This is a genomic window from Acetitomaculum ruminis DSM 5522 (assembly GCF_900112085.1).
GTDB lineage: Bacteria > Bacillota > Clostridia > Lachnospirales > Lachnospiraceae > Acetitomaculum > Acetitomaculum ruminis.
Genome location: NZ_FOJY01000001.1, coordinates 1 through 24658, shown reverse-complemented (window position 1 = coordinate 24658; position 24658 = coordinate 1). Strand labels below are relative to the sequence as shown.

Annotated in this window: 20 protein-coding genes; 1 reads left to right on the top strand and 19 read right to left on the bottom strand. The window is 35.7% G+C overall.

The annotated features are described in order from the left end of the window. Positions 1-57: 57 nt before the first annotated feature. The 6 genes from gpmI to BM153_RS00085 all read right to left on the bottom strand — a co-directional run bounded on the left by gpmI (position 58) and on the right by BM153_RS00085 (position 6924). Complete coding sequence (gene gpmI, locus BM153_RS00110; protein WP_143088250.1) at positions 58-1593, bottom strand: 2,3-bisphosphoglycerate-independent phosphoglycerate mutase; 1536 nt, start codon at positions 1591-1593, stop codon at positions 58-60. Between the two features lie 384 nt (positions 1594-1977). Then, the gene (gene tpiA, locus BM153_RS00105; protein WP_092869946.1) at positions 1978-2727 is read right to left on the bottom strand and encodes a triose-phosphate isomerase; all 750 of its coding nucleotides are present in this window, start codon (positions 2725-2727) and stop codon (positions 1978-1980) included. A gap of 119 nt (positions 2728-2846) precedes the next feature. Then, complete coding sequence (locus BM153_RS00100; RefSeq protein ID WP_092869748.1) at positions 2847-4052, bottom strand: phosphoglycerate kinase; 1206 nt, start codon at positions 4050-4052, stop codon at positions 2847-2849. A gap of 83 nt (positions 4053-4135) precedes the next feature. Further along, positions 4136-5152 (bottom strand): type I glyceraldehyde-3-phosphate dehydrogenase, encoded by a 1017-nt coding sequence (gene gap / locus BM153_RS00095; protein ID WP_092869747.1) that lies wholly within the window; start codon positions 5150-5152, stop codon positions 4136-4138. A gap of 311 nt (positions 5153-5463) precedes the next feature. Further along, complete coding sequence (locus BM153_RS00090; RefSeq protein ID WP_092869945.1) at positions 5464-6267, bottom strand: histidinol-phosphatase HisJ family protein; 804 nt, start codon at positions 6265-6267, stop codon at positions 5464-5466. A 57-nt stretch (positions 6268-6324) separates the two neighbouring features. Then, positions 6325-6924, bottom strand: coding sequence for a putative ABC transporter permease (locus tag BM153_RS00085; protein WP_092869746.1), 600 nt, complete (start codon positions 6922-6924; stop codon positions 6325-6327). 363 nt (positions 6925-7287) lie between these two features. Here BM153_RS00085 and BM153_RS00080 point away from each other — a divergent pair, with 363 nt between their 5' ends. Continuing rightward, the gene (locus BM153_RS00080) at positions 7288-8343 is read left to right on the top strand and encodes a uroporphyrinogen decarboxylase family protein (RefSeq protein WP_092869745.1); all 1056 of its coding nucleotides are present in this window, start codon (positions 7288-7290) and stop codon (positions 8341-8343) included. An 81-nt stretch (positions 8344-8424) separates the two neighbouring features. Here BM153_RS00080 and BM153_RS00075 read toward each other — a convergent pair whose 3' ends face one another. From BM153_RS00075 to BM153_RS00005, 13 genes are all read right to left on the bottom strand, one after another. Beyond that, positions 8425-9060, bottom strand: a complete 636-nt coding sequence (locus BM153_RS00075) for an NAD(P)-dependent oxidoreductase (protein ID WP_092869744.1) — start codon at positions 9058-9060, stop codon at positions 8425-8427. A gap of 193 nt (positions 9061-9253) precedes the next feature. Beyond that, positions 9254-9811, bottom strand: a complete 558-nt coding sequence (gene efp, locus BM153_RS00070) for an elongation factor P (RefSeq protein ID WP_092869743.1) — start codon at positions 9809-9811, stop codon at positions 9254-9256. 161 nt (positions 9812-9972) lie between these two features. Continuing rightward, positions 9973-12033, bottom strand: coding sequence for a methyl-accepting chemotaxis protein (locus tag BM153_RS00065; protein WP_092869742.1), 2061 nt, complete (start codon positions 12031-12033; stop codon positions 9973-9975). A 147-nt stretch (positions 12034-12180) separates the two neighbouring features. After that, complete coding sequence (locus BM153_RS00060; protein ID WP_143088249.1) at positions 12181-12582, bottom strand: hypothetical protein; 402 nt, start codon at positions 12580-12582, stop codon at positions 12181-12183. 134 nt (positions 12583-12716) lie between these two features. Continuing rightward, on the bottom strand, positions 12717-13178 hold the full coding sequence (nrdR, locus tag BM153_RS00055; RefSeq protein ID WP_092869740.1) for a transcriptional regulator NrdR: 462 nt from the start codon (positions 13176-13178) through the stop codon (positions 12717-12719). 20 nt (positions 13179-13198) lie between these two features. Continuing rightward, positions 13199-14296, bottom strand: coding sequence for a redox-regulated ATPase YchF (gene ychF / locus BM153_RS00050; RefSeq protein ID WP_092869739.1), 1098 nt, complete (start codon positions 14294-14296; stop codon positions 13199-13201). 722 nt (positions 14297-15018) lie between these two features. Beyond that, positions 15019-18381 carry a DEAD/DEAH box helicase family protein gene (locus BM153_RS00040; protein WP_092869738.1) on the bottom strand — a complete coding sequence of 1121 codons (3363 nt, stop codon included), beginning with the start codon at positions 18379-18381 and terminating at the stop codon, positions 15019-15021. 120 nt (positions 18382-18501) lie between these two features. Then, on the bottom strand, positions 18502-18684 hold the full coding sequence (locus BM153_RS00035; RefSeq protein ID WP_092869737.1) for a hypothetical protein: 183 nt from the start codon (positions 18682-18684) through the stop codon (positions 18502-18504). A 148-nt stretch (positions 18685-18832) separates the two neighbouring features. Then, a complete protein-coding gene (locus tag BM153_RS00030; RefSeq protein ID WP_092869736.1) occupies positions 18833-19258 on the bottom strand; it encodes an EamA family transporter in 426 nt (141 codons plus the stop codon). Positions 19259-19511: 253 nt separating this feature from the next. Further along, positions 19512-20117, bottom strand: coding sequence for a sister chromatid cohesion protein PDS5 (locus BM153_RS00025; protein ID WP_092869735.1), 606 nt, complete (start codon positions 20115-20117; stop codon positions 19512-19514). Between the two features lie 404 nt (positions 20118-20521). Next, the gene (locus tag BM153_RS00020) at positions 20522-21616 is read right to left on the bottom strand and encodes a restriction endonuclease subunit S (protein WP_092869734.1); all 1095 of its coding nucleotides are present in this window, start codon (positions 21614-21616) and stop codon (positions 20522-20524) included. Positions 21617-21818: 202 nt separating this feature from the next. After that, complete coding sequence (locus tag BM153_RS00010) at positions 21819-23321, bottom strand: type I restriction-modification system subunit M (RefSeq protein WP_092869732.1); 1503 nt, start codon at positions 23319-23321, stop codon at positions 21819-21821. Beyond that, on the bottom strand, positions 23322-24374 hold the full coding sequence (locus BM153_RS00005; RefSeq protein WP_092869731.1) for a Fic family protein: 1053 nt from the start codon (positions 24372-24374) through the stop codon (positions 23322-23324). Between the last annotated feature and the right edge of the window lie 284 nt (positions 24375-24658).

Here is a 24658-nt window from a genome sequence, read left to right as displayed (position 1 = left end):
AAAAGTTTTAACTCAGTTGAAAAAATTCCAACTGAGTTAAAGCCTATTATCATGAATTTATTTTACAATAAGTGATTTTCCGGTCATTTCTTTAGGAATTTCAATATTCATTATTTCTAAAAGTGTCGGTGCAATATCAGCCAGGCATCCGCCTTCTCTTAATTTTACATCTTTATCATAATTTACCAGAATGAAAGGTACAGGATTTGTAGTATGAGCCGTAAAGCTTTCACCTGTTTCATAATCAATCATCTGCTCGGCATTTCCGTGGTCTGCACAAACAAATAAGGTTCCGCCGTTTTCTTTTATGGCATTATATATTTTTCCTACGCAGGTATCCACTGTTTCAACTGCTTCTATCGCTGCCTTTTCAACTCCGGTATGACCTACCATGTCGCAGTTAGCAAAGTTTGTAATTATTACATCATATTTTCCTGAAAGAATTGATTTTGTAACATTGTCACATACTTCGTAAGCACTCATGGACGGTTTTAAATCATAGGTGGCAACTTTAGGGGAATTTACCAGTATTCTGTCTTCTGCCTTGTTTGGCTCTTCTACACCACCATTAAAGAAAAATGTAACATGAGCATATTTTTCTGTTTCTGCTATTCTTGCCTGAGTCAATCCCAAAGATGAAAGGTATTCTCCTAAAGTGTTAATTATTGTTTCCTTTTCAAAGGCAATAGATTTGTTTGGAATTGTAACATCATATTCTGTAAAGCATACATATTTAACATCTTTTCTGGTTCCACGGTCAAATCCCGTAAAATCATCGGCACAAAATGCTCTTGTAAGCTGTCTTGCCCTGTCAGGTCTGAAGTTGAAAAATACTATTGAATCACCATCATTTACATTGGCTATAGCCTTACCATTTTCAGTAATAACAACCGGTACTACAAACTCATCGGTAACACCTTCGTCATAGGATTTCTTTATAGCTTCAACAGCATCGGTATGGGTTTTTCCTTCGCCTTTTACTATGGCCTTGTAGGCTATTTCTTCTCTTTCCCAACGGTTATCTCTGTCCATTGCATAATATCTTCCGGATACGGTGGCAATTTTTCCTACACCTATTTCCTTCATTTTATTACACAATTCCTCCACATAACCGGCTCCTGATGATGGTGGAGTGTCTCTTCCGTCTAAAAATGCATGAACATACACTTTTTCTATACCGTTTCTTTTTGCCATTTCAAGTAAACCGTAAAGATGGGTATTATGGCTGTGAACTCCTCCGTCAGAAACAAGTCCAAAAATATGTAAAGCTGAAGATTTTTCCTTTACATTATTCATGGCATCCAAAAGCACCTTGTTTTCAAAGAAATCTCCATCTTCTATGGCTTTTGTAATTCTTGTCAGCTCCTGATAGACAATTCTTCCGGCTCCCATATTAAGATGACCTACTTCTGAATTACCCATTTGTCCATCCGGCAGACCAACATTTAATCCACTGGCATTTCCCTTTACAAAGGGATAATTTTTCATAAGATTGTCTAGATTCGGGGTTTTTGCAGAATATACAGCATTATGTTCTGGATTTTCATTTAATCCAAAACCATCCATTATCAATAAAACTGTTGTTTTTTTCATGCTCATTTTCCTTTCCCATATAAAATCTTTTTTATAAGTTATTTTCTTTTGTTACAGATATCTTATCACATTCTGCTTAAAAATAAACATATTATTCCTCTACTAAAAAATATTATCGGATAAGCTTTTAAATTCTCTGATAATAATGTTAAATTTTTAACTTAAATTAATTATTTTAAATTTTTTCTTAAAAGGGAAAAACTGCTACAACAAGATTTGGTTCCTACGTCCAGACAGGTAGTAATAATTATTTTTTTAATAATCCGTAACCACCTTAAGGTATCAGTACCTGTATTCTTGCTGCAACAGTTTTTTTTGTAAGCATATGCTTAGTTCCCATCATTAACTCCCCTTAGGGATCTTTGTTTTTTATATTAATTATTCCTATTTATAATTAACTATTTGACCAAAGTCAGCCTTTAATGACGCACCTCCTACCAGGCCTCCGTCAATATCTTCTTTTGCAAAAAGCTCCGGAGCTGATGCTGCTGAAACGCTTCCACCATATTGAATTCTTATGGCATCTGCTGTAGCTTCATCATAGATTTCTTTTATACAATCTCTAATAGCTTTGCAAACTTCCTCTGCCTGGTCTGATGTGGCTACCTTTCCTGTTCCGATAGCCCAAATTGGCTCATAGGCAATAACTGCCTTCTTTGCATTTTCTGCTGAAACATTTAAAAATGCGATTTTAATCTGCTGTCTGATAAAATCTATGGTTACATTCTGCTCTCTTTGAGTTAATGTTTCACCACAGCAGATAATAGGTGTAAGTCCATGTTCAAAAGCTTTAAGAACTTTTTTATTAACTGTTTCATCGGTTTCCGCAAAGTATTCTCTTCTTTCGGAATGTCCTATAATAACATAAGAAACTCCGGCATCTGTAAGCATCTCAGGGGAAATTTCTCCTGTATAGGCTCCCTTTTCTTCAAAATACATATTTTCGGCACCGATGTTTATATTGGTTCCTTTAGCTGCTTCAATACAAGGAATGATGTCAATTGCAGGAACACAAAAAACTACATCTACCTCGTCATTTTTTACTAATGGAATAAGCTCTTTTACTAAAGCTACAGCTTCAGAAGGAGTCTTATTCATTTTCCAGTTTCCAGCTATAATTTTTCTTCTTGCCATTTTTTTCACTAAACATGAAATTATTTCCATGTCCCTTTCTTAATAATTATTTCGGCCATATTAAAATATTTTTTATATTTAATTGGCAATTAAATAATAATTTTTATATTTTATTTATTTTATCTGTCCTGTGCAAATTTAAGACAAGGGAATTCTGCTCCTTCAAGGAATTCCAAAGAAGCACCACCACCTGTTGAAACATGGGTCATCTTATCTGAATATCCTAACTGATTAACGGCAGCGGCAGAATCTCCACCACCTATAATGGTAACGGCATCAATCTTTGAAAGAGCCTCTGCCACATATTTTGTTCCCTTTGCAAGGGTAGGATTTTCAAACACTCCCATAGGTCCATTCCAAAGGACTGTTTTGGCACTCTTTATTTCGTTTCCATAAAGTTCAATGGTTTTATCACCAATATCCAGTCCCATCATGTCTGAAGGTATGCTTTTTACATCCACGGTATCTACACTTATATCAGCATCAATAGGATCCGGAAAAGCCTTGGCAACTACTGTATCAATAGGAAGAAGCATTTTCTTGTTAAGACTTTTAGCCTTTTCAATCATTTCTTTACAATAATCAATCTTAGTGTCGTCTACTAATGAGCTTCCTGTTTCATATCCCTGAGCCTTTAAGAAAGTATAAGCCATACCACCACCAATAATAAGGGTGTCACATTTCTCCAAAAGATTGGAAATTACCTTTAATTTATCTGCAACTTTTGCTCCACCTAAAATCGCAACAAAAGGTCTCTTTGCATTATCAACTGCATTTCCAAGGAAATTAAGTTCTTTTTCTAAAAGATATCCAATAACGGATACTTTCGCCAAAGATGCAACTCCTACATTTGAACAGTGTGCTCTATGGGCAGTACCAAAAGCATCATTAACAAAAATATCGCAAAGACTGGCTAATTCTTTACTGAAGGCTTCGCCATTTTTTGTCTCCTCTGCCCTATATCTTGTATTTTCCAAAAGGACAATATCTCCGTCCTTCATTTCTTCAACTGCTTTTTTCGCATTGGCACCTACTACTTCATTGTCAGCTGCAAATACAACATCCTTTCCTAAAAGTTCAGAAAGTTTTTTTGCTACGGGAGCCAATGATAATTCCGGTTTTGGTTCTCCTTTTGGCTTACCTAAATGGGAGCATAATATAAGCTTTGCTCCACCTTCATTTAATTTTTTAATTGTCGGTAATGAAGCTACAATTCTGTTAGTATCAGTGATTTCTCCATTTTTTAAAGGTACATTAAAATCACACCTGCAAAGAACTTTCTTGCCCTTTACATCAATATCATCTATTGTTTTTTTATTAAGCATACTAAAATCTCCTTTGCGACAAAACGGGTTCGGCTATATAAAAATATCCGAACCCCTTCAATGAGTTTCCAATCAGTAATTAATTATTTTAACTCTGAGAAATATTTAATGGTACGAACCATCTGGCTTGTGTAACTATTCTCATTGTCATACCAGGATACTACCTGAACTTCAAAAAGATCGTCTGCAATCTTAGATACCATTGTCTGTGTAGCATCAAATAATGAACCATATGTCATTCCAACAATATCTGATGATACAATCTGATCCTCATTATATCCATAGGATTCATTAGCTGCTGCTTTCATTGCTTCGTTAATTCCTTCTACAGTAACATCTGCTTTCTTAACAACAGCTGTAAGGATAGTTGTGGAACCTGTAGGAACAGGAACTCTTTGTGCAGATCCGATAAGTTTTCCGTTTAACTCAGGAATAACCAGTCCGATAGCCTTAGCTGCACCGGTTGAGTTTGGTACGATATTAACAGCTGCTGCACGAGAACGACGAAGGTCGCCTTTTCTTTGAGGACCGTCTAAAGTCATCTGGTCACCTGTGTAAGCGTGAATTGTACACATAATTCCTGACTGAATTGGTGCATATTTATTTAAAGCATCAGCCATAGGTGCGAGGCAGTTTGTTGTACAACTAGCTGCTGAGATAACTGTGTCATCTGCTTTTAAGATTTTGTGATTTACATTATACACTACTGTAGGAAGATCATTTCCTGCAGGTGCAGAGATTACAACTTTTCTGGCTCCGGCTTTAATATGGGCTTCTGATTTTTCTTTAGAGGTATAGAATCCTGTACACTCAAGTACAACGTCAACTTTCAAATCTCCCCATGGAAGTTTTGAAGCATCTGCTTCCTTGTAAATTTTGATTTCCTTATTATCTACAACAATTGAATCCTCTTTATAAGAAACCTTGTCACAAAGTTTATATCTACCCTGCGACGAGTCATATTTAAGAAGATGAGCGAGCATCTTTGTATCTGTAAGATCATTGATTGCTACCACTTCATATCCTTCTGCATCAAACATCTGTCTAAATGCCAAACGTCCAATACGTCCAAAGCCATTAATTGCTACTCTAACTGCCATAATTCATTCCTCCTGTGAACTATAAGAAATTTGTTTAAACTGGTGTAGAAATTAAAACTAACCAACCGATATCATTTTACAAAACTTTTATTATACTTTCAAGCAAAATAGGTGAAATTAAATAAAAATTAAGTATATAATTTTGGAATTGTCAAAAAACTAACAATGCCACGTATATTGTATCGGTTAAAACTCCTATTTTAGTAAGCATTTATTGTAATTTTTCCATTTAGTACAAATTAAATATTAGCAATTCGGCTTTTTTACTAAATTATCAATTAAACGAAAAAAATTAATCACTAATGAAATCTTTAAGAATCCAGCAAAATAGTCTCAATCTTTCTGTTTTTAAATACATTATAATAATTAAATCCGCTTGTTTTTAAAATATTAGGCACTTTTTCAAAGTCATAACCTAAATGCTCTGTCTTATGTCCATCGGAACCGATTGTAATAATTTTTCCTCCTAATTCCCTGTATTTTTCAATTATTTTTTCAGTGGGATTAGGATGTCCCAGGCCATATTTAAAACCTGCGGTATTTAATTCTATTCCTTTGCCTTTTTCTATGAGCTTTTGAAGTATCCTGTCTATAATGTCAGAATATTTTTCGTAGGAATAATCAGCATTTTTGTTTGGACCGTATCTTACAACATAATCAATATGTCCATATACATCAAAATTATCAAAGGCCATTATATTTTCTAAGACATATTCAAAATATTCATGATAGGCCTCGTATTCTGTTCTTCCTTCATAATATTCACCATAATAGGGGTCAAAGCCCTTTACCACGTGGGATGATCCGATTACAAAGTCAAAAGGATATGACGAAAGAAGCCTGTCATATCTTTCTTGTAAGTGAGGCTGAAGTCCCAGCTCAACTCCTATATGCACTTCTATCTGGTCTTTATATTTTTCTTTAAGGGCATTTAAGGTGTTAAAATACTCTTCCATGTCAAATTCAAATATCTCGTCTAAAGGATAATCATAATCTACATGGTCCGTAAAACACATATGTTTTAATCCCAGTTTTATTCCCTGTAAAATCTGATTTTCCGGCTTTTCTTGGCTGTCTGCCGAAAAATCAGAATGTAAATGATAGTCTGAAAGCATTCCCATTATTTCCTCCAATACAATTAAAAAGGGACCTTAAAGGTCCCACATCATTATTTACTTGAACAAATGAAGTAACCTTATTCTATCATTATTATCAGAAATATTTTCTTCATTTTCAAGTTCTTCTTTATGATTTTTTCTGGATTTTTTGTAGCTGAAGAAAAAGTCTGTGCCGTATCCGATAATTAACATCAAAGCACATACTTTTCCGATATCCATAGGCATTTTTGATACAAGACTTAAAAGATAGTCAAACAAAAATCCTACTATGATGACTGCCACAAGTCCCCATCCTAAGGTACTTTCAAGACAAAGGATTCCTTTGTAGTTGAATCTTTTGTAACTGTAATCCCACCAGAAATCGCCGAAAAGTCTTATCATTAATCTGGCAACCAGATATTCAAAGGTCGTAGCAGTAATCGCTCCCACGATATAAAGTGCCAGGGTATTATTTGCGATTGGTGTAAAAAAGATCATGGCTCCAAAAGCTCCCACACCGTAGATTATGCAAAACGGACCTTTTGCAAAGCCTCTGTTTTCAAGAACTCCGGTCTGTACCTTAATAACTATGGTTTCCATAAGCCATCCTAAAAAGCTGAATAAAAAAAACAGATTAATAAGATTATAATTGTCATCAAATATTTCTCCTATCATATAACTCATACTCCTTTTCATTTTTCCCGGATAAGTCTTAAAATAATCCACCACTTATGATTACAAAATACTGTCTAGATTATTTTTCGAACTATCATTATAGCATAGAAATACTATAAAACAAATATTTTTATATAAACTTCTACTATATATCTTTCGGAATTAAAATCTATTTATTAATGTAGTTTTTAATTTTAATGTATTCTTCGTACAAAAATCATTTGTATTTTATGTGCATTTTTATTCTGCCATGACATATTAAATAAAATTTCCCGGTGCTAAAATATTTTGTAAAGAAAAGGAAATATTAGTGCAGGCATTTATGGGGGTAAAGGCCGCATAAAGAAAAAGGGGGTATTAAATATGGCACAATTAACGGAAAGGGAAAACTTTCTAAGACTTTACAAGGGTGAATGCCCTGAGTGGGTCCCAACTTATTCCTTTGGAAAGTTACCGGGAATGATGCCTCAGGATCTTGAACGACTGGCTTCAAGCTATGTAGGACCGGGAGTTTTAAACGAAAAGCGTACACCAACAGGGGGTTTTGACTGCTGGGGAGTAGAGTTTGTGGCTACAGAAGGCACAGGAATGGCCTCTCTTCCAAAGCCGGGTCAGTTTATTCTTGATGATATTAGAAAATGGCGTGATGTTATTAAAGCACCTGACCTTTCAGGTGTTGACTGGGAGGCTATGGCAAAAAAAGATCTTGAAATGGCTGATATTGACCAAAAAAACACAGCTACTATTTTTGCTTTAAACATTGGCTATTTTGAGGAACTTATGGCTTTTATGGGCTTTACTGAAGGCCTGTGTGCTTTAAGCGAAGAACCGGAGGAATGCAAGGAACTTATTATGTACATGGCTGATTTTTATGTTGATGTGGCTGAAAAATGTATCGATTATTATAATGTTGATGTTTTAAATATTACAGATGATACAGCCACAAAACTTTCGCCTTTCATTTCACCTCAAACATATCGGGATATTATTAAACCTGCTCATGCAAAACAGGCAGAAGTTGCAAGAAAGCGTGGAATTCCTATTGAAATGCACTGCTGTGGCCGTTGTGAGGACCTTATTGACGACTGGATTGATTTTGGTGTGGTTGCCTGGAACCCGGCTCAGACCACTAATGATCTTAAGGCTATTAAGGAAAAATATGGAAATTCTTTGGCTATCTGCGGTGGCTGGGACTTTGAAGGAAAAGTTGCCGATCCTAACATCGGTGAAGAAGAATTTAAGCAGACAGTAAGGGATGCCATTGATGCATACGCTCCGGGTGGCGGTTATTGCTGGTGCGCCGGTGCTTTAGGTGCCATTGGCGATCCGATTACCGACAAAAAAAATAAATGGATGGCTGAGGAAGTTTCTGATTATGGAAGAAGCTTCTACAGCAAACAAAAATCAACAATTATCTAAATAGTTAATACATTTATGTGTCTACCTAACCAAACAAAAATCCCTTTAGATTGGCCTTTGCTTTTCTAAAGGGATTTTTCTCTATTCTCTTAAAACGCTAATCATTACTCTGTTAAACCTGCATCTTTCGATTTCATCTACCATTGCTACTGCATAATCTTTATATGAAATAATTGATTCTCTTTTAGAATTCAGTCTAATTTCATCCCCTGCCAAGATGTATTTTCCGGTTCTTTCACCTTCCACCATAAATTTTATGGCGGGATTTATAAAAAGCCAGTTTACATCCGTTCTCTGTTTTAAATCTTCTAATGCAGCTGCCATCTGTTTTGTAATGTATTTTTTATGCTCTGGATAATTTGGAACATCCGCCAGCATCTTGCCCGTTGCTTTATTGTAATAAAGTAAGCCTGCTCCCCCCATTATAATAAGCCTAGTATCCGTACCGGCAAGTATATCGCACAAATGATTGATTATTTCTCTGTGTCTTGTGATACTTCTGGGATTTTGAGGGCCGTAACAATCAACTACAACTGCAAAACCTTCCATATCTTTAGGAGTCATTTCGAGAATAGTCTTTTGAATATAGATTCTTGCATCCGTATAGTTTTTCTTCTGAATCCCATAGCCAATAACAAAATGACCTCTGTTAACTGCTTCGGTAATGATTCTTTTGGCAACTTTTCCGTTTGCTGCAAGTACCGCTATAGCTTTCATACACTCATCCTCTTCCCAATTATTTTAATATAATCAGTAAAATCATCAATATTTTTATCGGCTGTAAATTTATCTATCTATACATTTGAGGAAGTAGTCATGAAAATATAAGAAAGTTTTAATATTTGTTTTTTATTTTTTTGCAAAAAAAACATTCCGGAAAAACCGGAATGTCTATAACAAATTATATTTTTTATACTCTTGATAAATAATCTCCAGTACGTGTATCAATCTTAATTGTGTCGCCTTCATTTACAAAAAGTGGAACTAAAACCTGAGCTCCTGTTTCAACAACAGCAGGCTTTGTAGCACCTGTAGCTGTATCACCCTTTAATCCAGGTTCGCACTGTGTTATAAGAAGTTCTACGAAAAGAGGTGGTTCAACTGCAAATACATTACCATTGTGGGAACAAATCTTGCAATTTTCATTTTCCTTAACAAATTTAAGAGCATCTCCGATTGTCTCTTTATCAAGAGCAATCTGCTCGTAAGTTTCAATATCCATGAAATTGTAAAGATCTCCATCTGAATAAAGATATTGCATCTCTTTTCTGTCGATTCTTGCCTGTGGGAATTTTTCTGTAGGACGGAAAGTCTTTTCTACAACTCCTCCACTAATTATATTTTTTAATTTGGTTCTTACAAAAGCAGCACCCTTTCCAGGTTTTACATGCTGAAACTCGATAATCTGGAAAATTGAATTATCAAGTTCGATTGTGATACCGTTTTTAAAATCACCAGCTGATATCATTTAGATATTCCTCCTTAATTATTACGAATCTACCCAAATCTCCTCTTTAAGGAGGTTTTGGTCAACAAAATTATTTAAGATAATTTCAAAACATACCTTATCATTTTATAATATAGAATGTTTTTTTTCAAGTTTTTTCTATAATTAAAAGAATATCATTTTTATTCTGCTGTATCATCCTTAAAGAATGAGATTTCTGTTCTTAATTTAACTGCAATTTTTTTCAATTCTTCTGCTGAAATCGCAAGGGTTGTAGCTGTAGCTGAAAGTTCCTCAACAGATGCCCCAGTGGTTTCTGATGAAGCTGCATTTTCTTCTGAAATCGCTGAAAGTGATGACATAGCATCTGATACTACATCATTAGACTGAACACAGGTTGTAGCACCACCAGCAATATCATGAACGCCAACCACAGTACCATCAATGTCCTCAATCATACCATTTACTGATTCAAGGGTTCCACCGATAGCCTCCTGCTGCTCTAAATTACCCTGTTTTACAAGATTCGCAGCGGCAACTGCAGCCTCTGATTGTTTTAACAATACATCCATCTGTTTTCTGATGTCTTGAGCCATACTATCTGAGTCATCAGCAAGCTTTCTGATTTCCTCGGCAACAACTGCAAAACCTCTTCCTGCTTCGCCGGCACGGGCTGCTTCAATTGATGCATTTAGTGAAAGAAGATTTGTCTGGGACGCAATTCCTGAAATTCCTTCTACACTTTCATTAATACTTGTTACAGCATCCTTGGTAGCAGCAATTGTTTTTGCTATCTCTTCTATTTTTGCTGTCATATCACCACTAGAATCCTGCAAATTATGAAGGGATTTGCTGGAGGTTTGTGAGGCTTTCTTCATTTTACCTGCAAGATTTTCCATATTTTCAGCAGAGTTTTGAACTCCTACAACAGCATCTGTAATCTTACCAACATTATCAGCGGCAGACTGAATCTCCTCTGCTTGTTGTATTGCACCTGTTGCTATTTCTTGTACCGCATTTGAAACTGTTGCGGTAGTGGCTGCAATCTGGTTTGTCATATCAGCTAACTGTTCAGAAGAATCAGTAACAGTCATTGCAGAATTCTTAATTGATGCAACAATACTGCTTAATCTGTCAATAACAGAGTTTGTACTACGAACTATTTCGCCAAATTCATCCTTTCGATTATTAAAAACTAAAATCTTTTTAAATCGACCATCTGCCAATCCACTAAGAGCATTCTCAACAGAATATATAGGTGAAGTAAAGTTTTTTGCAATTAAAAATGATAAGCCAATAGCCACAACAACAAGAATTGCTCCTATAATAAGAACTATTAACGCCGCTTTATTTGCAGCTACCATTATATCGTTTTCTGTTTTGGATACTGCTACAATAAATCCTGAAACCGGCTCTTTAACCCAGGAAGAATGTGTTTTAACTCCGGAAAAATCCATACTTATAAGCCCTGAGGATTCAGTAGATGTCATATACTCTGCCGAAGACATATCCAAAGGTTCATCATCAGCAGATATTTCAAATTGCGCATGGGCAACAACAATAGCATTTCTGTCTACAATATAACCATCACTTACATGCTCAGTTAAAAAATTATGAAGATTTGCAAGATTATATGATCTATGAACGGTTCCAATAACTTTTTTACCAGTTTCATCAAAAATCGGTACAATAATATTCGTTACACGGTTTCCTGTACTTTTAGATACGACAAGATTTGAAACTACAGGCTTTCCTGTTGAAACACAATCTTGAAAATAATCTCTATCAGCTATACTAGAACCTTCTTTGTGGTCTGCCCTAATAAGTTGGTCACCACTTGATTTACACATAGAAATACTTGTATTACCATCGTTAATACTTTCATTTATTTTATCAAATTCATTCCAGATTTCTTCATCGCTGACTAGCTGCTTGTCAGTACCATAATTCGAAATAAAGTCTTTTGTACTTTTTGCATTGGCAAAAGCAGAAAGTGCTACAACATTCTGATTAATAACATTTGAATATTCTAGTTCCACTTCATTTGCCTGAGATTTCAATAATTCCAAAGCGTCATTTTGTGCCTTGTTTGTTGAATTATTATAACTGATTATTATAGCGATAGCTAAAGGAACTGCTACTAGAAGAATCATTATAAAAATAAGTTTGGTTTTTATACTGTCTTTAAATGATACATTAGACTCGATTTTTTTCTTTTTTCTAGATTTTTTTGTACTCTCCATTGTGCTCCTCCCTGTTTAATAAAACTATTATATTTATTAAATTTCAAACCATATAACATTTTAATCGGTATTTTTTTTATAAGTTTTATACGAAAAAAGCATAGCAAGAATAATTTGCTATGCTTAAAAATCTTTAATGTTATACTTTTATTTTATGATAAAATCTTCTAAACTATTTGAGAAGGCATTATTCTTACCTTCTATATTACTTGATTGTACAAAATACTGATATGAAGAAAGTACCTGGTCTTTAGCTACATCAGAAATGAATTTTTCCTTATCTAATAAGAAAATATCGCTGTCCTTTCCTATCAGTTCAAATTCTTTGTAATGATAAAGACTGCTTATATCCAGATTATCCCGTTTTTTTGAATAAAGAAAATCCTTATCATCTGACTGGCTCTCGTTCTTGAATACCTCCGGAACCTTAATCTCTACAGAAGCTGTTTCGTTTACATCTCCCACATTAAAGTTCTGGGTATCTTTTTGAGCATTTCTGATGTTTTCCATATTAAATTGATTATTAAAACTACTTCCTGAAATTCTCACGTTAACAACTTCTTTCTAAAATTACAAAAATTTATAATGAATAGGTATTATTTATTTTATAATCCCTTCGCGTTCACGTAACAAATATCGGAATCTTTTTCAAAATACTTTAGTACCAAAGATATATATGTAGTCTAATCGCTTTGTTTCATTTTTACTTTTTTCAACTCTTCCATAAAGGAATCGATATCCTGAAACTCTTTATAAACAGATGCAAATCTTACATAAGCTACAGCATCCAAATCCTTAAGCTTATCTAAAACCATATCTCCTATGGCTCTGCTTTCTATTTCCTTGCATCTTAAATTGTAAATTTCGTTTTCTACTTTTTCTACCAACTGATTAATCTGGTCAATATTGATATGCCTTTTATGACATGCCCTTAAAAGTCCGGCAATTAATTTTGAACGGTCATAAGCTTCTCTGGTTTCATCTTTTTTTATGACAATTACCGGAATTTTTTCAATGGTCTCATAAGTAGTGAAACGTTTATTGCAATCTTCGCAAATTCTACGCCTTCTTATGGAATTATTGTCCTCATTACCCCTGGAATCCAATACTCTTATATTGGAACTGTTACAAAATGGACACTTCATATTTTTCCCTCATATTTTGCTTATACATTAAATCTGAAAAGAATAACATCTCCGTCTTTTACGACATATTCCTTTCCTTCAATTCCTACAACACCTTTTTCTTTAGCTGCCGCCAATGAACCACAGCTTAATAAATCTTCATAATTCACTACCTCTGCACGGATAAATCCTCTTTCGAAATCTGTATGAATCTTTCCTGCTGCCTGTGGAGCCTTTGTGCCTTTTTTGATTGTCCAGGCTCTGGTCTCATCTTCTCCTGATGTAAGATAACTAATAAGTCCAAGTAATGAATAACTTGCTTTTATAAGTTTATCAAGACCTGATTCCGCAAGGCCTAAATCCTCTAAAAACATTGCCTTTTCATCATCATCAAGCTCAGAAATCTCTTCTTCGATTTTGGCACATATAACAAATACTTCGCAGCCTTCCGTTGCGGCATATTCACGAAGCTTCTTTACATTTTCATTATTTTCTCCATCATTTGAAAGGTCTTCTTCCTTTACATTTGCAGCAAAAATAACAGGTTTTATGGTCAAGAGGTTGTAAGTAGATAAAATCTCTTCCTCATCTTCATCTTCGCAAACAAATGACTTGGCAAGTTTTCCTTCTTCAAGATGGCTTATTAATTTTTCAAGAAGCTGTTCCTCTTTTTGAAGTGTTTTGTCCATGCGGGCAGCCTTTACTACCTTGGCTTTTCTTCTTTCTAAAATCTCTATATCGGAAAAAACAAGCTCCAAATTAATAGTTTCCACATCCCTCATAGGGTCAATGCTTCCATCTACATGTACTACATTTGTATCTTCAAAGCACCTTACTACATGCACTATAGCATCTACTTCTCTGATGTTTGATAAAAACTGGTTTCCAAGTCCTTCACCTTTAGATGCTCCCTTTACAAGACCTGCTATGTCAACGAATTCTATAACGGCAGGGGTTACTTTTTTTGAATCATATAAAGCAGCCAGTTTATCCAGTCTTTCGTCCGGTACTGCTACAACTCCAACATTTGGGTCAATGGTACAGAAAGGGTAATTGGCTGATTCAGCTCCGGCTTTTGTTAAAGAGTTAAATAATGTACTTTTTCCTACATTTGGAAGTCCTACGATTCCTAGTTTCATATCTTATATATCTCCTTTAAATTTCCTTGATTTTACGGGCTTTGAGCGTTTTGCCTTTTCGACCGAGTGCCACATCGAGTGCCACGGTTTTAAATTTCGCATCAAGTTTTATACCACTTTTAACGCGTCAGCCACGAGATCAATCTCTCTGTGCTTTTCATCCTCTGTAATATGAACATACAGATTCATGGTAATAACGATTTTATAATGGCCTAAAATTTTTTATATTCAGGTGGCTCATTTTTTAGTAAAAAGCTCTAAAAAAGCACGTTATATTATACAATAACATAAGGGTAATTGCAATGTTATCTGATGTTGGATGATGTTGATTTATACTTAAAATTGACCCAGGATTTTGTCCGCATCCTCAGTGGAGCACAAGTGACAATCTTCAATCTATTGAGCAAAAGTGCCACCCCAAAAAATAACTACGCCAATGATGCAATAGTTGCCAATGCAATTATTTCTTCTTTTTCTTCTCCGGCAGTTCCTCCCAAATGCTCTCGACCAGCTCACGCAGGAACTCCCGGTTATCAATATTATCCACTATCATGTTTATAATCTGCCAAATCCTTGTCTTCAACCGGTAATAACTCAAACTTCATTATATTCTGCTCCTATCAAGTATTCATCTCTATTTTCTAAAAATATTTGCTTCTTTAAAGATATCTTTCAAAAATCCTAGGCAACTTTGATGTAAGCTCTCCATAATAAAGCCATTTTTACGCTACCGCATTTGCATTTATCTTCTCAATTACCTTTCTGATTCCAGTCCATACCGTCAAATCAGTAAAGATATCAACTACACTTCCCTGATCTGTAAACGGCGATTCCTGAAGTACTGAAAGGTCTGTCATCATACCGTTGTGAACGATATATTCTACAATCTGATTTACAAAATAAATCTGTCTGCTATCCAGATTTGTATCCTCAAGAAACTCTGAAAAAGCTTCCTTAGCTGCATTCATATCCATTCCAACGATACTACGGACAAATTCACCTAAAGGCTTTTGACCATATTCCTTCTCGTAATCCTCCTTAGTACCAACTTCTTTCCAAAGGATTTCTTCCAATGATTCCACATCAAAATGTGTGAGTGGCTGGTTTGTACGAAGCTTTGCAATTACAATATTGTCCTGATGTTTACGAATGTAATACTTAGCCTTCTCCTTATAATTCTTCAATTCATCATTTTCAAGTTCAGAATCATTCCACTGGGTATCCAAAATATCATCTGTGAAATCAGTATCATAGCGAAATTTCTTCTTCGGCAAATACTTCATCAAATCACGCAAGTTTTCTCTGATATGTTCAAAATCATCGATGCCGGCACGATCCACATAATCTGTTTGAAGAATCTTAGTAATCAAATCCTTCTGTGCCAAAATCTGCGGAATATTCGCTACAGACGCAATACCGCCTACTTTATCATACAAGTCTGACTTTAAACGACCATACTTACGACCTGCCAACTGAGCTAATTCCATCCCATATATCAATGCATCAAAACGAACCGCTGACGCCTCATCATTATCTGGTAAAATCAGCGGTGCCAGTTCTTCACGCACTAATTTTGTATCCTCATATGAAAGATTCTGATAATTACTCTCAACAGAATACAAATCCACATACTTAATATGCTGACGAACGGCAAAATTTTCGCGATTTAATTCCTTAACCTTTCCAGTCATCATTTTAACCAAACGATTACGATACTCAATCAAACGATCCACCTGGTAATTAATATCCTGCAGTTTATACGCAATTTGGAATTCCAGATTAAATACCGCTCCCTGTAGTGCAATCATATTTGCTGTTGGACGTCCTTCTCCCATTCGGAAAAATTCAAAATTTCCGCAAAAATCAAAGATATAAAATTTACTCTTATCTTCTCCATCAACAAGTCCTGGGCAAAGTCTGGTACCACGACCAATCATCTGCCAAAACTTCGCTTTACTCATAACCTTCTTAAAGAAGACAAGATTCAAAACTTCCGGTACATCAATTCCGGTATCAAGCATATCTACTGAAATAGCAATCTGCGGAAGTTTTTTTGCATCTGAGAACTCATCAATTGCGCTTTGGGCATAGGTCATATAGTTATCAATCACCTTTGCGAAAGCCTGTCCATTTGCTCCCTTAGCAAGATTCGGATACTCTTTATTAAATACTTCCAAAATCTTTTCCGCATGGGAATGATTCTTTGCAAAGATAATTGTCTTACCTATCTTCTCGCCATAATTTATCTTTAAGGCATCACGCATCACAATATGAAGCACCTGGCGAATGGTATCTTCATTAAAAAGCCATGTATTTAATGCTGAAGAATTAATTCTCTCAGGAAAATCTCCGTATGCATCTTTAAAAGTATCTTCATAGATTTCCTTCTCTTCTTCAGAAAGATCTGCATAGCTGATACCCTGTTCGATGAATTTTAATTTCGTCTCTACAGACATATAATCAACAAGATATCCGTCCTTTACAGCCTGTGCCAAATCATATCCATATGTAGGTACACCATTATCCAGTTCAAAAATTTCATAGGTATTCTTATCAATCTCATCTTTAGGTGTTGCCGTAAGGCCTACCAGTGGAGCATCAAAGTAAGTAAAGATATCTTTATACTTATTATAGATTGAACGATGTGCCTCATCACAGATTACAAGGTCAAAGTGTCCGCTTGTAAAAAGTTTTCCTTCTTTATCCTTAACAGAATCTATGCATCCCATCATGGTCTGATACGTCGAAAAAACACAATGGGAATTGTAATTATCCTTCTCTTCGCAAAGGTTTGTACATGACAAATCCGGAAGCAAGTTTACAAAACTTCTTTTTGCTTGTGTAACTAAAGAATTACGATCTGCAAGAAATAAAATATTCTTCACCCATCCAGCATCCAAAAGAACCTTACACAAAGCGATAACAGTTCTCGTCTTACCGGAACCTGTTGCCATGACTAGAAGTGCTTTTCTTCGATTATTATCATCAAAACTATCGCAAACAGCTTTAATTGCAGCTTCCTGATAATAACGTCCAGCAATTTCCTTATCTACAAAAACATGGTTCAAACTGGTCTTCATAGACTGAAGGTTGTACAACTTCTCCAAGTCACGCTTTGAATAAAACTCCGCCACTTTTCTTTCCGGATACTGATTATCAATAATTCTTGTATCAAAACCGTTTGTCAAAAATACAACCGGTCTCCTACCATATTCTTTTTCTAAAATATCAGCGTAGAGTTTTGCCTGCTGACGCCCCTTAGCTACATCCACACAAGTACGCTTTGCTTCTACAACAGCAAGTGGTTTGTGGGCATCATCATAAAGAACATAATCCGCAAACCCGACTTCGGATTTATTTGGCATTCCAGGAAGTTCTACCTCATTAACCCAATCCTTGCCCTCCGTCCATCCTGCATCAATGAGCATAGAATCTATATAAATCTTACGTGTTTTATATTCTGATAAATCAAGAGGTTTTGGAACATAAGTCTGCTGCCTTTCCAAACGACGGGTAGACAAAGCCTCTTTCAAAGACTCATTCTCTTCAAAAAGCTTCTGTAAATCAATATCTTTTTGTGCAGATCTTTCAATTTCCTTCTGGAGTTCAATTTTTGTAGCTTCCGCCTGTTCACGGTTTTCCTTTGCTTTCTTTACTCTTTCCGTAATAAGATTTGGATTAAATACTCGCTCTTCATATAAATCTGAATAGCAATAAGTAATATAATCCAAATAAATAAACAGATTCTCAAGGCAAAGCATTGCCTCATCCCGTCCAAGTTTCTTTCTACTATGTGCAGCGTTATTCCCGCATCTACGAATAAAGTCCATTCGTTTCCACAAATCCGGTCCGATAATCTGGCGATACTCTTCCGCATTCATCAAACTCTGTAGATTATCCTGATACGGCATCTCCAGTTCCTTATTAACGGAATACATCCATTTTAAAGCAAATTCCATAGCACGCCGACTGTTAATAATACTAGCCTCCGGGTCCATAAGAATAATTCGCTCCGCAGAAATCGCCACATCAGCAAACCTGTTAAACTTTGGCTCTTTTTTTAAATAATCAAAATTTGTTATCATATAACCACCCCATTTATATATCTCGACTACGATACGTTTCCAGCTCTAACCAACATTCTGCCAATTCATCTACCAGTTCCTCTATAGACTTCTTTCTGGCAAAAAACTTGAATTTGTTTCTTAATCTTCTTTCTTTGAATTTTTGATTCGGTGGACTAAATCATATACATTTTTTGAACCAATGGCAATCCAGCATATAGTGCAGATTTTATTATTTTCAAAAAAATACCATGTAGCAACAAAAAATGATAAACAAATTAATACAACGTAACCTACTCTCTTTAAAAGTTCTTTATTTTTCATCCTATTATCTCCATATATAACTTTAATTAGCAACATCACAATTATGCCGTAACACTATAAATAAATAGTTAAAGAGCTCAACAAATCGCAGTTTATCTTAGTCTATTATGCTGGAATATAATTATTTCAGCAAACTTGAATTTGTCGCTTATCCATTGATTAAGAACAGCCCAAATCCACATACAACAATTCCTGCCACTTGTTTGATAGATATGGATTCTTTATAAAGAAGAAAACCTATAACTATCAAGGCAATTGCAAGACAAATGTTTGCTGTCAGTGCTCCATTACTAACTTTCCATCCGGCTCGATACAGAAACACATATCCCGCCTCTAATCCAACGATTACCAATCCAAGAACAAACGAAGTCCAATTTATCTTACTGATTTCATTTAATACGCCGGCTGGTTTTACGCTCACCACAAACAGTACTGCTGAAAGTACTGCACCGACAAGATATGTAACCGTAAGCGCGCCAAATGTGTTTGTCCCCTCGGGCATTGATTTAGTACAGATGTTGTAAAAACAGTTTGAACCGACGATTAACACTAATGGCCAAATCATGTTCCACATAATAATATTCCTCCTATATATGTATTTTGGCCTGTTATAACGGCAGGGTCCCAGCCGTGTAAACTTGAAGTTGTGCAATTAACTTAAAGCGGACATTCGGAATCCGCTTCGCTACTTCCTCATGAACGCAGTGGCACTTTGTGCCACCTGTCAGAAGGGGCTTTAACCCCTTCTGACACTAGTAAGCTTATACCCCCGCTTAAAGCTTACGCTTTTGAAGCGGGGGATTGCTTACACTGCGTTCAAATATAACTTACTTTGACGTTGTCACCTTGATTGCTCCAAGACTGTGTATCCTAACAACTCGATTGCTATCTGTTTCCGCCATCTTTTGTAATTGCTCTATATAAGGAATGACAAACTCCGGTCTGCGTTTTCCAAGTACTCGAAAAATTTCTGGAGATTCCATTCTGACCTTGTCATCAATATCATGCAGGAGTGACTCGAATACTGACATATGATTCTCATAAATATCCGGAGTGTTCGTAGCAACATTTTCAGAAGCCCAGATAAAACTCAGGCGTACTTTAGGTTCGTCATCAGAGGCAAAACGAAACAAATCCGACCAATATGGTTCAATCAAATTGTAATTGCCCCTCCCAATTCTGCCAAGTGCATTTACCGCGCGCTCCCTTAAAAGAGCATTCTCACTATCACAGAATGAAGCAACCATCGGCACTGCATCTTGAATGGAATCAGGATATTCAAGGCCCATCTCACCAAGCAGCCATAATGCTTTAGCCTGTATCTTCGCAGACTCATGATTGAGAAGAGATGAAACGTATTGTATATTCTCTGCCCATTTGCTCTTATCCTTTGTCAGTATTCCAAGTTCTTTATATAGTTCTGATTCATTCATTTCAATATCTCCCTGGTCGATTATTCTGGAATATAATTACAGCAACAAATAACAATTTGTTAAATTCCAAGCCTCTCCATACTTTTAATATTCTCATTCAATTTGTTATAATTCTTTTTTCTTCAAATACTCTTTTATCGTGAACTACTCCGACTTATAGAAGTCGGAGCTTCCTGTTTCAACCACTACTGCATTGGCTACGAATATACGCAACTCGACGTCTTACACAATGTCCACAGGCGTATAAGTTAGGGCTATTTTTGATTAAGCGAGCCTGCGAGCGATGCTTCTTGACCAACAGGTCAAGAAGATGGGCTTACGTCTTTCTCTTACAACTACAATTTTTCAATCGTCACACGATAATATTGAATCGTGCGATTCTAGCATCCTTATATAGTCTTTATTTATCCAAAGTACTCTTGCATTAAACTATCAAATAGTAATTGAGTTTCATCCAATGCTTTCTGCACTGCAAATTTTGATTTGTCGACTTGTTTTACAAACTCGGCAAATTGATTTTGTATCTCCATAGGTGGTATAGGCACAACTAAATTAAGAATATCTTTATTAGAAATATTGGCCTGTCGTACACCCCTACTTATACCAGTTAATCTTTTCTTAATCTGTTCAAATTTTAATAGCTCTGATAAATAGAATTTATCAATACCATCTTTAATCTCAAGCTTAGCATTACGTTGATTAAGGTAATATTTTTCGTATTCGTTACCTAGGATACATACATTACCGTAATCGTCCTTGCCAACAGTACCTGTTAGAGACATAACCAAATCACCAGGATACATGACATATCTTTCCAAAGCATCATCTTCTTTCCAAAATACCAAGTTAACCGGTCTGAAATAACCTGCATTTATATTCCCTATGCGGAGAACTGGAACACCATATTCTTCATCAAACTGGTCACTTTTAAAAGCATATCCTCCGACGACATCAAGCTTTTCTGATAATGGACATTCGTCCCATCCTTTAGAATTAATATCAGGATCACCAAAGAGCTCGACAAATCGGGCTTTGATGAGTTCATCGAATTTGCTCAATTCCTGCTTTCTTAAGTCAATCACACTTTCCAACTTAATCAGCTTTTTTACAACATCAGATTGCTCATCTATAGTTGGAATAGCTATTTTTAGTTTTAACAAATCTGATTTCGTCAAACTTGGTATAGTAACCGTTTTATTAAGTTTCTCAAAATCATATTTTTTGCAAAAATAGAATAAATACCTTGGGTTTAACACTTCTTTTTTTGCTTGTAACCCAAAAGCAGTATCTACATTCCAAAAAGGTTCATCAACATATATAGGATTGTTTATATTACCTTTTCGACCAATTATTACTGTATCTGGTTCGCATATATAATCATCTGCATGCCCCATAATGCCACCACTACCATAGATAGGATATTTACCATCAGGGTTTTCAACAGCTTTTTGATTCTTACCATTCTTTATTTCAAGAACTTCTTCAAAAATATACTCCATCTATCATCCCTCACTCGGTAACCTATCGTGCCCATTCGCATTCCGCCCTTCGGGCTTCATGCTCATGCGTCCTGTCGGACTATCGTTCCAAGATGGCATACACGCTTTGGTAAGCAAGCTTCCCTCGCGTGTATGCCACCTTGGAACGGCACTCCTCGTTACCTCGACAAATCTCAATTTGTTTAAGACTTGCCTTTCCTTTCTAAATATTAAGGAGTTTCTCCAACTCATCCATCTCTTTGCCAATCTCCATCTCTATTTCACGGATATCAGCCATAATTTCAGATGTTGGCGGATACTCTATCTTCTCATAAACTACTTCTTTATACTTATTGATAGATAAATCGTAATCATTATCCGCGATATCCTGCTTTGGAACCATAAATGATTTATCAGTACGTTCTCTATCAATTTCTTTATCCAGATTCTTGAAACGTTCTATAATATCTGGAATATCATTCTCACTAACTGGTGTACGCTTATCGTCCAGGCTGTAACCATCAGCAGTCATATCATAGAACCATACATTGTCTGTTCCGCCATGACCGGTCTTTGTAAAGATAAGAATAGCAGTAGATACTCCGGCATATGGTTTGAACACACCTGAAGGCATAGAAATAACTGCCTCTAATCTATTTTCTTCTACAACCTGCTTACGAATATCCTTATGTGCTTTGGATGAACCGAAAAGTACACCATCCGGAACGATACATGCACATCTTCCACCAACTTTTAACATACGAAGGAAGAGAGCCAAGAATAAAAGCTCTGTTTTTTTTGTCTTACATACCTTAAGCAAATCCCCGGAAACAGCATCTGCATCCAAACTTCCTTTAAAAGGTGGATTTGCAAGGATTAATGAATACTTATCATGGTCTGCATTCTGATCAGACAAACTATCGCGATATTCGATAAAGGGATTGTCGATACCGTGTGTCATCATGTTCATAGCACCGATACGAAGCATGGTTCTATCCATATCAAAACCATTAAACATGGAATTCATGTAATGTTCCTTTTTATCTTTATCAAAAAAGATTTCTTCTTTCTTAGTCTCCTTTAAGTATTCTGCAGCAGAAACAAGAAATCCTGAGGTACCACAAGCCGGATCACAAATCACATCATCCGCCTTTGGCTCTACCATTTCTACCATCATACGGATGATATGACGAGGTGTTCTAAACTGACCATTTCTTCCTGCAGATGCAATCTTATTAAGCAAATATTCATATACATCACCACGAACATCTAAGACTAAAGTAGAGTTCATAATTTCATATATTTCATCCAGGGAATCTACTACCTTTGATAAAAGAAGTGGTGTTGGAAACTTAAAGATAGCATCATCCATATATTTAGAATATGTGCTATTCTTGTCGCTATGAAGATTCTTAATGAATGGGAATACCCATTCCTGCATTATCGCATACATTCTTCCAGCTGAAAAATCATGAAATACAGACCATTTAAGCTGTGTTCCTTCGATAGTACGATCTCCAATTTTTACTTCACCTGCAAAGATACTTTTATAAGGAAGTCCAAGCATAGCACTTTCTTTTTCTTTTCTTTTATCTACATCATCCAAATCTTTGATAAACATAAGATATGTAATCTGCTCAATTACTTCCAATGGATTTACAAGTCCGCCTGCTGCAAACACATCCCAAAGTCCATCGATTTTATTCTTTAATTCACCTGTAATCATTTACTGTTCCTCCGTATTCCATGTGTACTTCGTGTAGCGTCCACCACCGATTTTCTTTATATCATTATTCTTTAGAAGCTTAGCCAATGTTCTCTGAACCGTTGTATCACTTATATCCGGGTTCATTTCCAAAAGTTCTGCCTTCGTAATCGTTCCAATATGATCCTTTATAATCTCTCGAATCCGATCTGACTTTGTCAGATTCGGGTTTGTAACAAGTTCCGTCCTTGATTCAAACTCTTTATAAGCATTTACTATAACTCCCAACATATAATTAACAAAGGGCTTATAATCATTCTCATTCTCGTGCCAGCCTACTAAACTATCCTGAAGCACCTCATAATAGGTCTCTTTTGATTCTTCTATAATTTTTTCGATACTGATATATTTGCCAACTATAAATCCAGTTTTATATAGAAGAAGCAAAGTCAACAATCGGCTCATTCTTCCATTGCCATCATTAAATGGATGAATACATAAGAAATCAAGAATAAACATCGCATTTAAAATCAATGGATCAATCTCTTCTTTTGCATCCGCATAGGCTTTGCATAATTCATCAATAGCAGCCGGTGTTTCCCAAGCCGGTACCGGGCGAAATCTTAATCGCTCATTTCCTTTTTCATCCGTTTCTCGAATAATATTGTCACTGGATTTGAACTTACCAACATCATTTTTTGCAACAAATTTATATAAATCTCGATGTAACTGCAGGAAGTAACTGGCACTAATCGGTATATATTCATAACTGTCATGAATCGTATTAAGCACATCTCGATATCCTGCAATTTCTGACTCGTTTCTATTTCTCGGAGTTGTTTTTGCCTGTGCTAAGCTTTTAAATCTATCATCAGAGGTAAAGATACCTTCGATTTTATTTGAAGCCTCTGTGCTCTGAATTTTTGCAAGTTCTGATAGTTCTTTTAATTCATCCTTGTGGGCTTTAATGAATAATCTTTGCTCACCTTTGAACTCGTTAATAAGAGTTAGCTTTTTCACTATTTCCGGAGTCAGTAGCTTTTCCCATTTTCCTTTGTAACTATAGTTTCTCATTTAATTACGTATAATCCAATTATCAGTTTTGATGATTGGATTTTTTCCTTTCTCCCAGGTTCTACTGGGTAATCTAATCTCTATCTGATATATTTATTAAGGCGCTGTGGATCTGTGTCTATTTTATTACAGCTCTGACTGGTACGAGGTGACTCAGACCACAGCTTTTCGTCTATTACTGTTAATCAGTTTGTTAACGCTCTGACGTTTCTATTTACGTGATTACACAGCCGGATTCTCTGTGGAAGACAACAGCGCCAAATCTTATATCTAAGGAGGTACCA

Bases quoted from the DNA above. Each gene is read 5' to 3' on its own strand.
- gpmI (WP_143088250.1), bottom strand. From the start codon at position 1,593: ATGAAAAAAACAACAGTTTTATTGATAATGGATGGTTTTGGATTAAAT.
- tpiA (WP_092869946.1), bottom strand. From the start codon at position 2,727: ATGGCAAGAAGAAAAATTATAGCTGGAAACTGGAAAATGAATAAGACT.
- BM153_RS00100 (WP_092869748.1), bottom strand. From the start codon at position 4,052: ATGCTTAATAAAAAAACAATAGATGATATTGATGTAAAGGGCAAGAAA.
- gap (WP_092869747.1), bottom strand. From the start codon at position 5,152: ATGGCAGTTAGAGTAGCAATTAATGGCTTTGGACGTATTGGACGTTTG.
- BM153_RS00090 (WP_092869945.1), bottom strand. From the start codon at position 6,267: ATGCTTTCAGACTATCATTTACATTCTGATTTTTCGGCAGACAGCCAA.
- BM153_RS00085 (WP_092869746.1), bottom strand. From the start codon at position 6,924: ATGATAGGAGAAATATTTGATGACAATTATAATCTTATTAATCTGTTT.
- BM153_RS00080 (WP_092869745.1), top strand. From the start codon at position 7,288: ATGGCACAATTAACGGAAAGGGAAAACTTTCTAAGACTTTACAAGGGT.
- BM153_RS00075 (WP_092869744.1), bottom strand. From the start codon at position 9,060: ATGAAAGCTATAGCGGTACTTGCAGCAAACGGAAAAGTTGCCAAAAGA.
- efp (WP_092869743.1), bottom strand. From the start codon at position 9,811: ATGATATCAGCTGGTGATTTTAAAAACGGTATCACAATCGAACTTGAT.
- BM153_RS00065 (WP_092869742.1), bottom strand. From the start codon at position 12,033: ATGGAGAGTACAAAAAAATCTAGAAAAAAGAAAAAAATCGAGTCTAAT.
- nrdR (WP_092869740.1), bottom strand. From the start codon at position 13,178: ATGAAGTGTCCATTTTGTAACAGTTCCAATATAAGAGTATTGGATTCC.
- ychF (WP_092869739.1), bottom strand. From the start codon at position 14,296: ATGAAACTAGGAATCGTAGGACTTCCAAATGTAGGAAAAAGTACATTA.
- BM153_RS00040 (WP_092869738.1), bottom strand. From the start codon at position 18,381: ATGATAACAAATTTTGATTATTTAAAAAAAGAGCCAAAGTTTAACAGG.
- BM153_RS00035 (WP_092869737.1), bottom strand. From the start codon at position 18,684: ATGAAAAATAAAGAACTTTTAAAGAGAGTAGGTTACGTTGTATTAATT.
- BM153_RS00030 (WP_092869736.1), bottom strand. From the start codon at position 19,258: ATGTGGAACATGATTTGGCCATTAGTGTTAATCGTCGGTTCAAACTGT.
- BM153_RS00025 (WP_092869735.1), bottom strand. From the start codon at position 20,117: ATGAATGAATCAGAACTATATAAAGAACTTGGAATACTGACAAAGGAT.
- BM153_RS00020 (WP_092869734.1), bottom strand. From the start codon at position 21,616: ATGGAGTATATTTTTGAAGAAGTTCTTGAAATAAAGAATGGTAAGAAT.
- BM153_RS00010 (WP_092869732.1), bottom strand. From the start codon at position 23,321: ATGATTACAGGTGAATTAAAGAATAAAATCGATGGACTTTGGGATGTG.
- BM153_RS00005 (WP_092869731.1), bottom strand. From the start codon at position 24,374: ATGAGAAACTATAGTTACAAAGGAAAATGGGAAAAGCTACTGACTCCG.